Source organism: Teichococcus aestuarii, from assembly GCF_003116135.1.
Classification (GTDB): Bacteria; Pseudomonadota; Alphaproteobacteria; order Acetobacterales; family Acetobacteraceae; genus Pseudoroseomonas; species Pseudoroseomonas aestuarii.
Window position 1 is genome coordinate 62,406 of sequence record NZ_PDOA01000001.1, and the last position, 13,327, is coordinate 75,732.

Annotated in this window: 15 protein-coding genes; 4 read left to right on the top strand and 11 right to left on the bottom strand. The window is 74.2% G+C overall.

From position 1 onward, the window contains the following. Positions 1–36 precede the first annotated feature (36 nt). The 4 genes from CR165_RS00330 to CR165_RS00345 all read left to right on the top strand — a co-directional run bounded on the left by CR165_RS00330 (position 37) and on the right by CR165_RS00345 (position 4,921). Entirely contained in the window at positions 37–1,173 is a 1,137-nt protein-coding gene (locus CR165_RS00330; protein ID WP_109514975.1) for a bifunctional 2-methylcitrate synthase/citrate synthase, read from the top strand. Positions 1,174–1,617: 444 nt separating this feature from the next. After that, on the top strand, positions 1,618–2,763 hold the full coding sequence (locus tag CR165_RS24805; RefSeq protein WP_181377947.1) for a hypothetical protein: 1,146 nt from the start codon (positions 1,618–1,620) through the stop codon (positions 2,761–2,763). Between the two features lie 143 nt (positions 2,764–2,906). Continuing rightward, on the top strand, positions 2,907–3,890 hold the full coding sequence (locus tag CR165_RS00340) for a 2-hydroxyacid dehydrogenase (RefSeq protein ID WP_109514976.1): 984 nt from the start codon (positions 2,907–2,909) through the stop codon (positions 3,888–3,890). A gap of 62 nt (positions 3,891–3,952) precedes the next feature. Beyond that, complete coding sequence (locus tag CR165_RS00345; RefSeq protein ID WP_109514977.1) at positions 3,953–4,921, top strand: diacylglycerol/lipid kinase family protein; 969 nt, start codon at positions 3,953–3,955, stop codon at positions 4,919–4,921. Here CR165_RS00345 and CR165_RS00350 read toward each other — a convergent pair. The 11 genes from CR165_RS00350 to CR165_RS00400 form a co-directional block, all read right to left on the bottom strand. Next, positions 4,869–5,249, bottom strand: a complete 381-nt coding sequence (locus CR165_RS00350; protein ID WP_109514978.1) for a methylglyoxal synthase — start codon at positions 5,247–5,249, stop codon at positions 4,869–4,871. The genes CR165_RS00345 and CR165_RS00350 overlap by 53 nt on opposite strands. 13 nt (positions 5,250–5,262) lie before the next feature. Continuing rightward, positions 5,263–5,895 carry a 3-oxo-tetronate 4-phosphate decarboxylase gene (gene otnC, locus CR165_RS00355; RefSeq protein ID WP_109514979.1) on the bottom strand — a complete coding sequence of 211 codons (633 nt, stop codon included), beginning with the start codon at positions 5,893–5,895 and terminating at the stop codon, positions 5,263–5,265. Continuing rightward, positions 5,892–7,160, bottom strand: coding sequence for a 3-oxo-tetronate kinase (gene otnK, locus CR165_RS00360; protein WP_109514980.1), 1,269 nt, complete (start codon positions 7,158–7,160; stop codon positions 5,892–5,894). Before otnK ends, otnC begins: the two co-directional genes overlap by 4 nt. A gap of 70 nt (positions 7,161–7,230) precedes the next feature. Next, on the bottom strand, positions 7,231–8,124 hold the full coding sequence (locus CR165_RS00365) for a class I SAM-dependent methyltransferase (protein WP_109514981.1): 894 nt from the start codon (positions 8,122–8,124) through the stop codon (positions 7,231–7,233). Then, the gene (locus tag CR165_RS00370) at positions 8,121–9,164 is read right to left on the bottom strand and encodes a glycosyltransferase family 4 protein (protein WP_109514982.1); all 1,044 of its coding nucleotides are present in this window, start codon (positions 9,162–9,164) and stop codon (positions 8,121–8,123) included. The genes CR165_RS00365 and CR165_RS00370 overlap by 4 nt, the downstream gene beginning before the upstream one ends. A gap of 2 nt (positions 9,165–9,166) precedes the next feature. After that, entirely contained in the window at positions 9,167–9,565 is a 399-nt protein-coding gene (locus CR165_RS00375) for a 6-pyruvoyl trahydropterin synthase family protein (protein WP_109514983.1), read from the bottom strand. Continuing rightward, positions 9,553–10,584 (bottom strand): zinc-dependent alcohol dehydrogenase, encoded by a 1,032-nt coding sequence (locus CR165_RS00380; RefSeq protein WP_109514984.1) that lies wholly within the window; start codon positions 10,582–10,584, stop codon positions 9,553–9,555. Before CR165_RS00380 ends, CR165_RS00375 begins: the two co-directional genes overlap by 13 nt. Continuing rightward, positions 10,581–11,438, bottom strand: a complete 858-nt coding sequence (locus CR165_RS00385; protein WP_109514985.1) for a RibD family protein — start codon at positions 11,436–11,438, stop codon at positions 10,581–10,583. Before CR165_RS00385 ends, CR165_RS00380 begins: the two co-directional genes overlap by 4 nt. A gap of 116 nt (positions 11,439–11,554) precedes the next feature. Further along, complete coding sequence (locus CR165_RS00390; protein WP_181377948.1) at positions 11,555–12,112, bottom strand: VUT family protein; 558 nt, start codon at positions 12,110–12,112, stop codon at positions 11,555–11,557. 48 nt (positions 12,113–12,160) lie between these two features. Then, positions 12,161–12,850 (bottom strand): 7-cyano-7-deazaguanine synthase QueC, encoded by a 690-nt coding sequence (gene queC / locus CR165_RS00395; RefSeq protein ID WP_109514987.1) that lies wholly within the window; start codon positions 12,848–12,850, stop codon positions 12,161–12,163. A gap of 71 nt (positions 12,851–12,921) precedes the next feature. Continuing rightward, entirely contained in the window at positions 12,922–13,236 is a 315-nt protein-coding gene (locus CR165_RS00400; RefSeq protein WP_109514988.1) for a hypothetical protein, read from the bottom strand. Positions 13,237–13,327 lie beyond the last annotated feature (91 nt).

Below are 13,327 nucleotides of genomic sequence, written 5' to 3' on the forward strand. Positions count from 1 at the left end.
CCGCCCGACAAGAACACCAAGGAAGGAACGACACCCATGAGCGACACCCAGCCCGAGATCCGCAAGGGCCTGGTCGGCGTCATCGCCGATGTCTCCGCCGTCTCGAAGGTGATGCCGGAGACCAACAGCCTGACCTATCGCGGCTACGCGGTGCAGGATCTCGCCGAGCAGTGCAGCTTCGAGGAGGTGGCCTACCTGCTGTGGAACGGCGAGCTGCCCAATGCCGCGCAGCTGGCCGGGTTCCGGCGCGAGGAGGCCGCGCAGCGAGGCATCAGCCCGGCGCTGCACCAGGTGATCCAGGCCTTCCCGCACGATGCCCACCCGATGGACGCGATCCGCACCGCGGTGAGCTTCCTCGGCATGGAGGACCCCGAGGCGGCGGATACCTCCGAGCCCGCCACGCGCCGCAAGGCGATGCGGCTGCTGGCCAAGATCCCGACCGCCATCGCCGCCGCGCACCGCGCCAGCAAGGGACAGGCGCCGGTGGAGCCGGACCCGAAGCTCACCTTCGCCGAGAACTTCTTCCATGTCGTGTTTGGTAAGGTTCCGCAGCCCGAGGTGGTGAAGGCCTTCGACGTCTCGCTGATCCTCTACGCCGAGCACGGCTTCAACGCCTCCACCTTCACCGCCCGCACCGTGACCAGCACGGGCGCCGACCTGCACGGCGCCGTCACCGCCGGCATCGCCGCGCTGAAGGGGCCGCTGCATGGCGGCGCCAACGAGGCGGTGATGCACATGCTGGCCGAGATCGGCGAGCCGTCGAAGGCGGTGGCGTGGCTGGAGGGCAAGTTCGACCACAAGGCGCTGGTGATGGGCTTCGGCCACCGCGTCTACAAGAACGGCGACAGCCGCGTGCCCACCATGACGAAGTACGCCGAGAAGATGGCCGAGGTGGTGGGCGACCGCCGCTGGATGGAGATGAGCCGCCTGCTGGCCGGCGCCATGCTGGAGCGGAAGAACATCCACCCCAACCTCGACTTCCCCGCCGGCCCCGCCTACCACCTGATGGGCTTCGACATCCCGCTCTTCACGCCGATCTTCGTCGCCAGCCGCATCACCGGATGGGCGGCGCATGTCATCGAGCAGGCGGCGGACAACCGCCTCATCCGCCCGCTCTCGCACTACACGGGGGCCGCGCAGCGCAGTGTGCCGGCGCTCTCGGCGCGCGGCTGATTCACTTTCGTTAAAGGCCTCCGCAGCAGGAACGCGGCGCCGGGTGACGGCGCCGCGTTCGCCGTTCCGGGTCATCGCACTTTCCACGGCCCGCTATTGCAACGGTATCTGGCGGATTTCGTTGACAAGCAGATTGCGCGTGAAGATAGCGTGTTGCCGTCGCGTACCGGTTCCGCGCGATTCGCACGATCCATGTCAAGAGACGACGTGCGTTTCGGATGCCGGCGAGAGCGGCATGGTTCGGAAGGACAACTCGCATGGGCGGCCAGACAGGGCACCACACCGCGAAGGGCCATCGGCCAATCGGGTGCGGAGCCTTTTCGTCGCGCCCGCTGCGGCCAGGGCTTTCCGGAGCGTGCAGCGCAGGCGGCAGGGCGAAGGCGGTGCGAGGCTGCCCCGCCACGCCGGGCGGCATCGGTTGATAAGAGACAAGGAGTCCAGCACATGAGCGAAGACAACACCGGCAGCCCGCCCCGCGCGCTGCCCATGGCGATGAGCACCAGCCGACGCAGCGCCGCCACGCGGAAGGCGAGCACCGCAGGCCGCAAGGCGCCGGCCAAGGCCACGGCCGCGGCCAAGAAGCCCGCCACGCGCGGCACCGCCAAGGCGGCCGCCAGCAAGACCACGGCGAAGAAGCCGGCGGCCAAGACGACCGCGAAGCCCGCCACCCGCAAGGCCGCCGCGCCGAAGGCAACCGCGACGCGCAAGAGCGCCGCCGCCGGCAAGACCACGACGACGCGCAAGGCCGCGACGACGCGCAAGGCCGCCGCGCCGAAGGCGACCGCGACGCGCAAGAGCGCCGCCGCTGCCAAGAGCACGACGACGCGCAAGGCCGCCGCGCCGAAGGCGGCCGCGACGCGCAAGAGCGCCGCCGCTGCCAAGAGCGCGACGACGCGCAAGGCCGCCGCGCCGAAGGCGACCGCGACGCGCAAGAGCGCCGCCGCTGCCAAGAGCACGACGACGCGCAAGGCCGCCGCGCCGAAGGCGGCCGCGACGCGCAAGAGCGCCGCCGCTGCCAAGAGCGCGACGACGCGCAAGGCCGCCGCGCCGAAGGCGACCGCGACGCGCAAGAGCGCCGCCGCTGCCAAGACCGCGACGACGCGCAAGGCCGCCGCGCCGAAGGCGACCGCGACGCGCAAGAGTGCCGCCGCTGCCAAGAGCACGACGACGCGCAAGGCCGCCGCGCCGAAGGCGGCCGCGACGCGCAAGAGCGCCGCCGCTGCCAAGAGCACGACGACGCGCAAGGCCGCCGCGCCGCGCAAGAGCGCTGCCGCCCAGGCCTCCGCCGCGCCGCAGGCTGCGGCTCCCGTCCGGCGTCGCGCCGCGGCGCCGCGCAAGCCGAAGCAGGACGTCGTGACGCTCGGCGAGACCATGATCGACGCGCTGACGGAGATGCCCCGCCAGGCCGCCGCCATGGCCGACATGATGATGGGCAACAACAGCGACCAGGACGCCGAGCCCGCCCCGAAGGCGGTGCGCCCGCGCCGGAAGAAGGCTGCCGAGGCGCCGGCGCCGGCACCGGAAGCCGAGCCCGCCTCGCCCGCCGCGGCGGAGTCGGATGCTCCGGACGAGACGCCCGCCGGCAGCTGATCCGCGGGATGTGAGGGATGGAAAGGCGCCGTGGCGACACGGCGCCTTTTCTTGTGGCCGGGGCGGCTTTCCGGCATGGCCCGGCTGCCTTAGCCTCGGCGCGCCGCGCGGCTTCGGCCGCGCCCGTCATCCGAGGAACGTCCATGACTGAGAATCTGCACCGCGTCCTGTATCTGAGTTATGCGCCGGAGGCGGTCTACGCCATGTGGCGCAAGGCGCTGCCCGAGGGATGCGAGCTGCTGACCCTCTCGGCCAACAGCGACGCGGAGCGGCTGGAGAAGCTCGCCATCGCCGATGCGGTGATCGTGGCGCCCGCCGTGCTGCGGCCCGAATGGGTGGAGAAGGCGCCGCGCCTGAAGCTGGTGCAGCACCAGGGCGTGGGCTGGCAGGGCGAGACGCCGATCCCGGAGCTGCGCGCGCGCGGCATCCGCCTGGCCATCAACCCCTCCGGCACGGCCGATGTGGTGAGCGAGCACGCGCTGGCGCTGATGTTCGCCTGCCTGCGGCATATCCCGCGCACCGACGCGGCGATGCGGCGCGGCGAGTGGCTGGGTACGGCGCTGCGCACAGTCTCGCGCAACCTGCGCGGCCGCACGGTGGGCATCGTCGGCATGGGGCGCATCGGCTCGGCGGTGGCGGCGCTGCTGCAGCCCTTCAAGGTGCGCGGCCTCTACGCGGACCCCTATCAGAAGCTGCCGGAGGGGCTGGAGCTGGCGCTGGGCTTCCGCCGCGTGGAACTCGGCGAGCTGCTGCGCGAGTCCGAGGTGGTGACGCTGCACCTGCCCGCCACGCCGGAGACGCACCACCTGTTCAGCGACGACACCTTTGCGCGGATGCGGCGCGACGCGGTGCTGATCAACTGCGCCCGCGGCGCGGTGGTGGACGAGGCGGCGCTGGCCCGCGCGCTGAAGGCCGGCACCATTCGCGCCGCGGGCGTGGACGTGTTCGAGCCCGAGCCGCCGCGCCCGGACAACCCGCTCTTCGCGCTCGACAACGTGGTGCTGACGCCGCATGTCGCCGCCGGCACGCTGGACGCCATGCAGGCCAAGGTCGCCGGCGCCACCGCCAATATCGGCCGCTTCTTCCGTGGCGAGGCGCTGCAGGACGAGATCGACCTCTCGGCCTGAGCCGGCGGAGGGTTTACCCGCCCGGGCGGAAACCCGGCGGCCGCGCCGTGGCTTGAACGGCCATGCGCGTAAAGGTCATCATCAATGGCGGCGGCGGCTCGGTGCGCGGCGAGGATCTCTCGCTGCGCATCGCCACCGCCTTCGCCCGGCATGGCGCCTGCGCCAGCATCACCCAGGTCGAGGGGGAGGCGCTGGAGAAGGCTACCCGCGCCGCGCTGGCGGGGCGGTGGGACGCCATCGTGGCCGGCGGCGGCGACGGCACCATCGGCACCGTCGCCGGGCTGCTGGCAGGGCAGGAGACGCCGCTCGGGGTGTTGCCGCTCGGTACCCTCAACCACTTCGCCCGCGACCTCGGCATGCCGGACACGCTGGAGGAGGCCGCCGCCATCATCGCCGCCGGCCACCTTCGCACGGTGGATGTGGCGGAGGTGAACGGGCGGGTCTTCATCAACAATTCCTCGGTCGGCCTCTACGCCGACATGGTCTCGGAGCGCGACAGGCACCGCCGCCGCAGCGGCTGGCGCAAGGGGCCGGCCATGCTGCAGGCCTCGCTGCGGATCTTCTGGCGCTTCGGGCGGCGGCGCCTGCTGGTGCGCGCGGAGGGCCGGCAGGAGCGGCTGCGCACCCCGCTCGTCTTCATCGGCAACAATGTCTACGAAACCAGCCTGCCGCGCCCCGGCACCCGCCAGGCGCTGGATGAGGGCGTGCTCTGCCTCTGCGTCACGCGGCCGCGCAGCCGCCTCGGCATGCTGCGCCTGGCGCTGCGCGCCGCCTTCGGCCGGCTGCGGGAGGAGCGGGATTTCGAGATGCGGCGGGTGCCCGAGGTGGAGATCCGCAGCACCTCGCCCGTGCTGCGCGTCTCGCTGGATGGCGAGGTGGCGACGATGGCGACGCCGCTGCGCTACCGCATCCGCCCCGGTGCGCTGCGCGTGCTGGCGCCGCCGCCCGGGGCCGCGCCGGGCGCGGTGCCGGAGCGCGTCAGCGCCGCAGCAGGCCGCCCGCCACCAGCAGATCGGCCGTCGCCGGGCTGAAGGCGCAGGGCACGTCATAGACCAGCGCGATGCGCAGCAGCGCCTTGACGTCCACGTCATGCGCCTGCGGCGCCAGCGGGTCGGGGAAGAAGATCAGCGCCTCGATCTCCCCCTCGGCGATCATGCCGCCGATCTGCTGGTCGCCGCCGAGCGGGCCGCTCTTGACGGTGCGGATGTCGAGGGCCGGGTTGCGCTCGCGCAGCACGCCGCCGGTGGTGGCGGTGCCGATGATGCGGTGCGGCGCCAGCTCCGCCGCGTGCCGCGCCGCCCATTCGGCCAGCGCCGGCTTCATGCGGTCATGCGCGACGAGGGCGAGGGTGATGGGCATGGCCGCGCGCGCCTCAGCCGAAGGTGCTGAGCAGGTCGTCCACCTGCGCCGGCGTCAGCTCCCGCGCCGGCATGCCGCGCAGCATCAACGCCAGCTTGGCGGATTCCTCCAGCTCCTCGGCGGTATAGACGGCATCGACCAGCGTCTTGCCGGAGACCACCGGGCCGTGATTGGCCAGCAGCAGCGCGCGCGCCTCCAGCGCCGCCTGATGCACCGCCGGCTCCATGGCGGAATCGCCGGGGCGGTAATAGGGCACGATCGGCAGGCGGCGGCCGACGCGCATGACGAAATAGGGCGTCAGCGGCGGGATCGGCGCATCCTCCCCCGGTGCCGCGAGGCAGCCGATGGCGGTGGCACAGGTGGAGTGCAGGTGCACCACGGCGCCCGCCTCCGGCCGCGCGGTCAGCACGGCGCGGTGCAGGAACACCTCCTTCGAGGGCTTGTCGCCACCGAGATGCGACCAGTCCGGCGCCAGCTTGCTGATGCGTGCCGGGTCGAGCCGGCCGAGGGAGGAGTTGGTCGGCGTCATCAGGTAGCCATCGGGCAGCCGCACGCTGATGTTGCCGGCGCTGCCGACGCTGTAGCCGCGGGCGAAGAGGCTGGCGCCGAGCTCGCAGAGCAGGTCGCGCAGGTCGGATTCAGTCATGCCGTGAACGCCTTCAGGAAGAAATCGCGGGCGCCGAAATTGCCCGATTTGAGCGCGAGGTGCAGGCCGGCCGGCTCCGCCCCCGCCGTTTCGGCATAGGTCCAGGGCACGCCGGGGTCGATCTGCGGGCCGATGCGCAGCGTGGCGATGCCGAGCCGCTGCACCACCGCGCCCGAGGTCTCGCCGCCCGCCACCACCAGCCGCCCGACACCGCGCGCGACGAGCGCGGCGGCGATGCGGGCCAGCGCCCTCTCCACCAGCGCGCCCGCCGCCTCGCGGCCGAGCGCCTGCTGCAGCGCCGCCACCTTCTCCGGCGGGGCGGAGGCGGCGATGACCACGGGCCGCGCCTCGGAGAGCTTCCCCTCCATCCAGGCCTCGGCCTCGGCGAGCAGCGCGGCGGCGTCGGGCGTGGCCAGCGGGTCCAGCTCCAGCACCGGCACGTGCAGCCGCGCCAGCCCGATCTGCGCCAGCGTGGCGCGCGAGCAGGAGCCGGCCAGCACCGCCATGGCGCCGCGCGGCGCGGGCAGGGCGTCGGCGTCCGAGCGGTCGGGCAGCAGGCCCTGGTCGCGGAAATTCTGCGGCAGGCCCATGGCGATGCCGGAGCCGCCCGTCACCAGCGCATGCCCGGCGCAGGCGCGGCCGAGCGCGTGCAGATGCGCCTCCGTCACCGCGTCGGTGATGGCGTAGCGGCGGCCGCCATCGCGCAGCCGGGTGAAGGCCTGGCGGATGGCGGTCTCGCCCTGCTCCACCACGGCGAAGGGCACGAGGCCGACGCCGCCCTCCGTCTGGCGCGAGAGCACGCGCACCAGGTTGGCGTCGCGCATCGGCGTCAGCGGGTGGTTCTCCATGCCGCTCTCGCTGAGCAGCGCGGCGCCGACGAAGAGGTGGCCCTGGAACACGCTGCGCCCATTCGCCGGGAAGGCCGGGCAGGCGATGGCGAAGCCGGATTGCAGCCGCTTCAGCAGCGCATCCGCCACCGGGCCGATATTGCCCGCATCCGTGCTGTCGAAGGTGGAGCAGTACTTGAGGAAGATCTGCCTCGCGCCGGCGGCGAGCAGCGCCTCGCAGGCGGCGAGGCTCTCGGCCACCGCCTCGGCGGCCGGCGCGGTGCGCGACTTCAGCGCGACGACGACGGCATCCGCCTCCGGCAGCGGGCCGTGCGGCACGCCGATCACCTGCACCGTCGTCATGCCATGGGCAACGAGCATGGCGGCGAGATCGGTGGCGCCTGTGAAATCGTCTGCGATGCAGCCGAGCAACGGCATCGGGGCAATTCTCCTCGCTCAGTTCCGGCGGCAGGGTAGCACGCCCCGCCGCCGGGACGAAAAAGCCCCCTCAGCGCCGCCGCTTCGGCGGCGGCGGCAGGGCCAGGAGGTCGGTGTGGCCGATACGGGCGGAGAGGCGGCCGCGCATCGCCTGGGCGCGGCGCGCCTCGGCCCAGGCGCGGATGGCGGGGCCATGGCCGCGCGGCAGGGCGGCGAGCGCCGCGCCGGCATGGCCCTCGGCCAGCGAGTCCGCCATCACCGGCGTGTTGGCGCCGATGATCCACGGGCTCGGCGCGGTGCGGACGGCGAAGCCGCGGGCGCGGAAGGCCGCCGCCATGGCCGCCGGCGCCGCGGGGCCAAGCGCCGCGCCACCAAAACCCTTGTCGCGGATCTGGTCGCGGCGGAAGCCGCGCGCCAGCAGCCGGTCGGCCGGGTGGGAGGGGTAGAAGCCCTCGCGGCCATCGACGTTCAGCGCCGCGTAGAAGGGGATGGCGAGCGCCTCCGCCATGCGCCGCACCCAGCGGCGGGAGACGAGGTCGCACAGCGCGGTGCTGACGATGCCGTCCGCCTTCTCCAGCGGCAGGGCGCGGGGCCCGGCGGCGAGGTCGGCCACCAGCGCCTCGACGCGCCAGACGCCCTGCGGCGTGTGGACGAGCAGGGTGGTGTCGCGCGGCCAGGTGGTGGTCCAGCCGGCGAGGATGGCGCGCTCCTCGATGGTGGCGAAGGCGCGCTGCAGCAGGGCGGGGTCGGCATCCACCAGCGTCCAGTGCTGCGAGCGGCCGAGGATCGGCGCCAGCCAGCGCAGCAGGGAGCCGGTGCCGGCGCCGAGGTCGAGCAGGTGCGGGCGCGGCGGCAGCGCGTCGGCCAGGGCGAAGGCCAGGTCGGCGCTGCGGGCGCGGGCGTCGAAGGGCTCGCGCAGCGCCAGCCAGTCGCCGTCGAAGCCCTCGGGGGCGGGGCGGTTCATCGGGCAGCCTGCTCCAGCTCGGCGGCGAAGGCGGTGGCGCGGTCGGCCCAGCGCGGCAGGCGCTGCCCGGCCTCCCAGGCGGCGTCGGCCATCTCGGCGCGCAGCGTGCGGTCGAAGATCGGGCGGCGCATGGCGCGGGAGAGGGCGGCGACATCGCCCGGCGCCGCGATCACCCCCGCCGCCTTCGGCACCACGTCGGCGATGGCGCCGCCAGCGGTGATGGCCACGGGCAGGCCGCGCGCCAGCGCCTCGGCCGCCGCCATGCCGTAGCCTTCCCAGTGGGTGGCCAGGGCGAAAAGGTCGGCGCGGGCGTAGAGCGCGTCCAGCGCCTCCTGCTGCACCTCGCCGGCGAAGGTCACGCGCTGGTCGATGCCCAGCTCCCGCGCCAGGGCGGCGAGGCCCTGGGCGTGCACCTTGTCGCGCGCGCCGCCGGCGATGGTCAGGGTCCAGTCGAGGTCGGGCAGGCGGGCCAGGGCGCGCAGCAGCACGTCATGCCCCTTGCGCGGCACCAGTACCGCCACCGAGAGGATGGCACAGCCGGGGCCGCCCGAGCCTTGCGAGCGCTCCGCCGGGTCGGTGCCCGGCTCGACCACGCCGATGCGCGCCGGGTCGGCGCCGAATTCCAGCGGCAGCCGGTCGGCGGTGAGGCGGGAGGTGGCGACGAGGCGGGCGAGCCGCGGGAAGAGCAGCGTCTCGCGCTGGCGCAGCTCCTCGCGCTCCTCCGGCGCGAAGCCGGGCTCGATCGCCGTCGGGTGGTGGATCAGCCCGACCGCGCCACGCGCCTCCAGCTCGTCGGCGAAGGGGGCGAAGGCGGGCAGGCCCAGCCCGTCGATGATCAGCCGCGTGCCCTCGGGGATGGCGTCCAGCGCGGCGCGGGCCGAGGCTTGGGCGGCGGCGTCGGGCAGCGGGTGGCGGCCTTCCAGCTCCACCACGCGCACCGCGTGGCCGGCCGCGCGGAAGCCCTGCACCAGCCGGCGGTCATAGCCATAGCCGCCGGAGATGGCGCTGAAGGGGCCGGGGACGAGAAGGGCGAGGTCCATCGTCAGACCGCGGCCTCGTAGGCGGCCCAGGCCAGCGGGCTCTCGCGCAGCAGCACCTTGATGGCCTCCACCTTGCGGCCGCTCTCGCCGAGCCGGCCATCCTTCACCGCCGCGCCGAGCCGGCCGTGGATGTGCTGGCAGAGGAATTCCGTGCTGGTGTTCTGCCCGGCGAATTCGGGCACCGTGTCGAGGTTGCGGTAGTCGATCGCGTCCAGGATGCGGCGCAGCTCGACGCGGGCGGCGGCGATGTCCACCAGCAGGTTCGACGCGTCCAGCCGGGCGGCGCGGAACTCGGCCTCCACCACGAAGGTGGCGCCGTGCACGCGCTGTGCCGGGCCGAATTCCTCGCCGCGGAAGCTGTGGGCGACCATGATGTGGTCGGCGACCGTCAGGCTGAACATGCGCGGGTCAATCCTTGCTCTGGGGCGGCTGGCGCGGCGGCGCCGTAGGTGATGACGGGGCAGAGTGGCGCCGGATGGCCGGGCGGCGGCGGCGCCAGCAGCGCCGCCATGCAGGCCGGCAGCGCCTCGAACGGCACGCGCGGCCCCACCAGCGCGTCCAGCACCGGGTCGGCCAGCAGGGAGAGGGCCAGCGCCATGCGCTCGGCATGGCTGCGGCGGCCGCGCATGGCGGGGGAGACGCTGCCCACCTGGCTGGAGCGCAGCGTCAGGCGGCGGGCGTGGAAGGCCTCGCCCAGGGGGAGGGAGACGCTGCGGTCGCCATACCAGGAGGCCTCGACGATGCGCGCCTCCATCGCCGCAAGCGTGAGCGCGGCGCGCAGCCCTTCCGGGCTGGCCGAGGCGTGCAGGATCAGCTCCTGCTCGGGCGGCGCCTGCTCCGGCAGGGCGAAGCGCGCGCCCAGCGCCTCGGCCACGACGCGGCGCGCCGGGTCGGTGTCCTGCACCGTGACGCACGTGCCGGGGAAGCGGCCGATGAGCCAGGCGCAGAGCAGCCCGACCACGCCGGCGCCGATCACCAGCACGCGCTCGCCGGGGATGGGCGCCGCGTCCCAGACGATGTTCAGCGCCGTCTCCATGTTGGCGGCCAGCACGGCGCGGTGGTCCGGCACCGCATCCGGCACGGGGCTGCACATCCCGGCCGGGGCCAGGAAGCGGTCCTGGTGCGGGTGCAGGCAGAAGACGCGGCGGCCCCGCAGGGCGGCCGGCCCTTCCTCCACCACCGCCACGGCGGCGTAGCCGTACTTGACGGGGAAGGGGAACTCGCCCTCCTGCAGCGGCGCGCGCATGGCCTGCCACTGGCTCTCCGGCACGCGGCCATGCAGCACCAGCCGCTCCGTGCCGCGCGAGACGCCGCTGGCGAGGGCGCGCAGCAGCGCCTCCTCCGGCCCGCGCGGCGGCAGGGTCTCGGCGCGGATCTCCCCCTGGCCGGGCGCCGTGGCCCAGAAGGCGCGCGCCCTCATGGCGCCGCCGGCTCCGGCGGCTGTCCCGGCGCGGTGCAGACGGGGGTGCAGACGGCGGGGCGGGCGCGGTGCAGCGCGATGTCGAACAGCACGTCCTCGCCCAGGCTGTGCACCGCCCAGGTGAAGCGCAGCCCGTCGGCAATGCGCGCCGCCTCGGGCAGGGTGAAGGCGGGGATGCCGGAGCCGAGCAGCACCGGCGCCACCGTCACGTGCAGCCGGTCCAGGCAGCCGGCGGCGAGGAAGCGGGAGACGGTGAGGCCGCCGCCCTCGACGAAGAGCCGCCGCAGCCCGCGCGCCGCCAGCAGCGGCAGCAGGGCGCGGAGATCGAGCCCGCCGATGGCGGCACGCGGCGCGCGCAGCACCTCGGCGGCGCCGTGCCGGTCGCTGCCGCCGGCATCCTCGGCGCAGACCAGCAGGGTGGGCGGGCCACCGGGGGCGAACAGGCCATAGCCGGTGCCGAGGCGCCGGTCCGTGTCCAGCACCACGCGCACCGGGCTGGGGCCGGGCACGGCGCGGGTGGTCAGGCGCGGGTCGTCGTGCCGCACCGTGCCGGCGCCGACCACCACCGCGTCGCTCAGCGCGCGCAGCCGGTGGGTGTGGGTGATGTCCCCCGCGCCGCCGATCCACTGGCTGGAGCCGGAGGCGGTGGCGATGCGCCCGTCCAGCGTCTGCGCCAGCCGCCCCAGCACCAGGCAGCCATCCGGCGCGCCGGGCGGGGCCAGCAGCGGGGCGAAGAGCGCCGCGTGGGGGTTGCCCTCCGGCACCGCGCCGCCGGCCGCGCGCTGGCGCAGCAGGGCTTCCCAGAAAGGGTCCGGCGGGACGGGGGCGGGGGCTTCGGGGGCGGTGGGGTGCATCTGCCGGCTTCTATGCCGCAGCCCCGCCTTGGTTGCCAGAGCGACGCGGGAAACCGCGCCGCCCCTTCATCCGCCCGTCACACCCGGTGGCGCGGCGGGTCGCTCAGGCGGGCTGCTCAGGCGGGCTGTATGCCGCGGCGCGCATCGGCGCGGCGCAGCCAGGCGGCGAAGGGCAGGGCCAGCAGCACCATCCACAGCTTGCCCAGCACCTGCCCCGGCAGGTAGCCCAGGTCGCCGAAGGCGATGCCGAGGAAGAACACGCTGTCCACCACCAGCCCGACCAGGCTGGAGGCCAGCACCGCCAGCACCAGGTTGCGCCGCTGCAGCGGCGTGTAGACCAGCAGGTCCGCCGTCTCGCTGAGCAGGAAGGCGGCGGCGGAGGCCAGCACCAGGGCGGGCGGCGCCAGAAGGGCGGAGATGGCGGTGCCGGCGGCGATCGCCAGCCAGGCGGGGGTCAGGCCGAGCCGGCGCTGCACCAGGTCCCGCAGCACCAGGGCGAGGCCGATCATCAGCACGCCGGAGGGGGCCATGACGCCGGGCGCCACCGGAATCAGGCAGGGGCCCTGCGGCACGCAGACGGTGCCGGCATGGCCGATCAGCCAGTTCGCGGCGGGGATGGTGAGCCCGAAGGCGATGAGGGCCGCGAACCCCTCGATGCGGCGCGTGTCGGTCATCTGCGAGTTTTCCATTGCTGGGCGGGAGCATCCGCACTGACGGAAGCGTCAGCGGCGCGACTGGTACTCCGCCCAGCCCCTCGCGCGCAACTCGCAGGCCGGGCATGCGGCGCAGCCATGCCCCCAGGGATGGCGCGCGCCGCGCTCGCCGCGGTAGCAGGTGTGGGTGCGCTCGACGATGTCCTCCACCAGCGGCTGCCCGCCGAGCTTCTCGGCCAGCTCCCAGGTCTCGGCCTTGCTCAGCCACATCAGCGGCGTGTGCAGCACGAAGCGGCGCTGCATGCCGAGGTTCAGCGCCACCTGCATCGCCTTGATGGTATCGTCCCGGCAATCGGGGTAGCCGGAGAAATCCGTCTCGCACATGCCGCCGACGATGTGGCGCAGCCCGCGCCGGTAGGCGAGCGCGGCGGCGAAGGTGAGGAAGACGAGGTTGCGGCCGGGGACGAAGGTGTTAGGCAGCCCGTCCGCCTGCATGGCGATCTCGGTCTCGCGGGTCAGCGCCGTGTCGGAGACGGCGCCGAGGGCGTCGAGCGCCAGGGTGTGGTCCGGGCCGAGGCGGGCCTGCCACGCCGCGGGCAGCGCCTCGCGGAAGGCGGCGCGGCATTCCAGCTCCACCCGGTGGCGCTGGCCGTAGTCGAAGCCCAGCGTCTCCACGCGGGGGAAGCGGTCCAGCGCCCAGGCCAGGCAGGTGGCGGAATCCTGCCCGCCACTGAACAGTACCAGCGCGCCCTCGTCCATCGCCCCGCTCCTTCTCCTGGCTGCGCCGCCGGATTGCGGCGCGGCGGGGGCGGGCGTCAAGCGGGGCGGGCTCAGAACAGGCTGAACAGGCCCTTATCCTGCCGCTCGGCGCGCACCAGCAGGCGGGCCTGCTCGGCGGCGAAGGCGCGGCGCGCCTGCTGGCCGGGCATGGTGATGTTGCGCCGGCGGCACCACTCCTTGAACGGCTCCGGCCGCACGGCGATGCGGATGACGCGGTAGCCCTCGCCCATCGCCCGCGTCACATCCTGCTGCGCGCCGGAGAGCCAGTCATCGTAGTGCTCGCTCATGTCCGGCATGAAGTTGCGCAGGGCGTCGAAGGATTGCTGGTCGTACCAGGCGAAGCCCATGATCGGCTTGTCGCTCATCGGGGTTCCTCTGCGGTGCTGGCCGGCCTGGCGCCGGCTTCCGCAGAGGTTCTACAAAAAATGAGACGGCGTGGCAGCGCCCTGTGCGCCT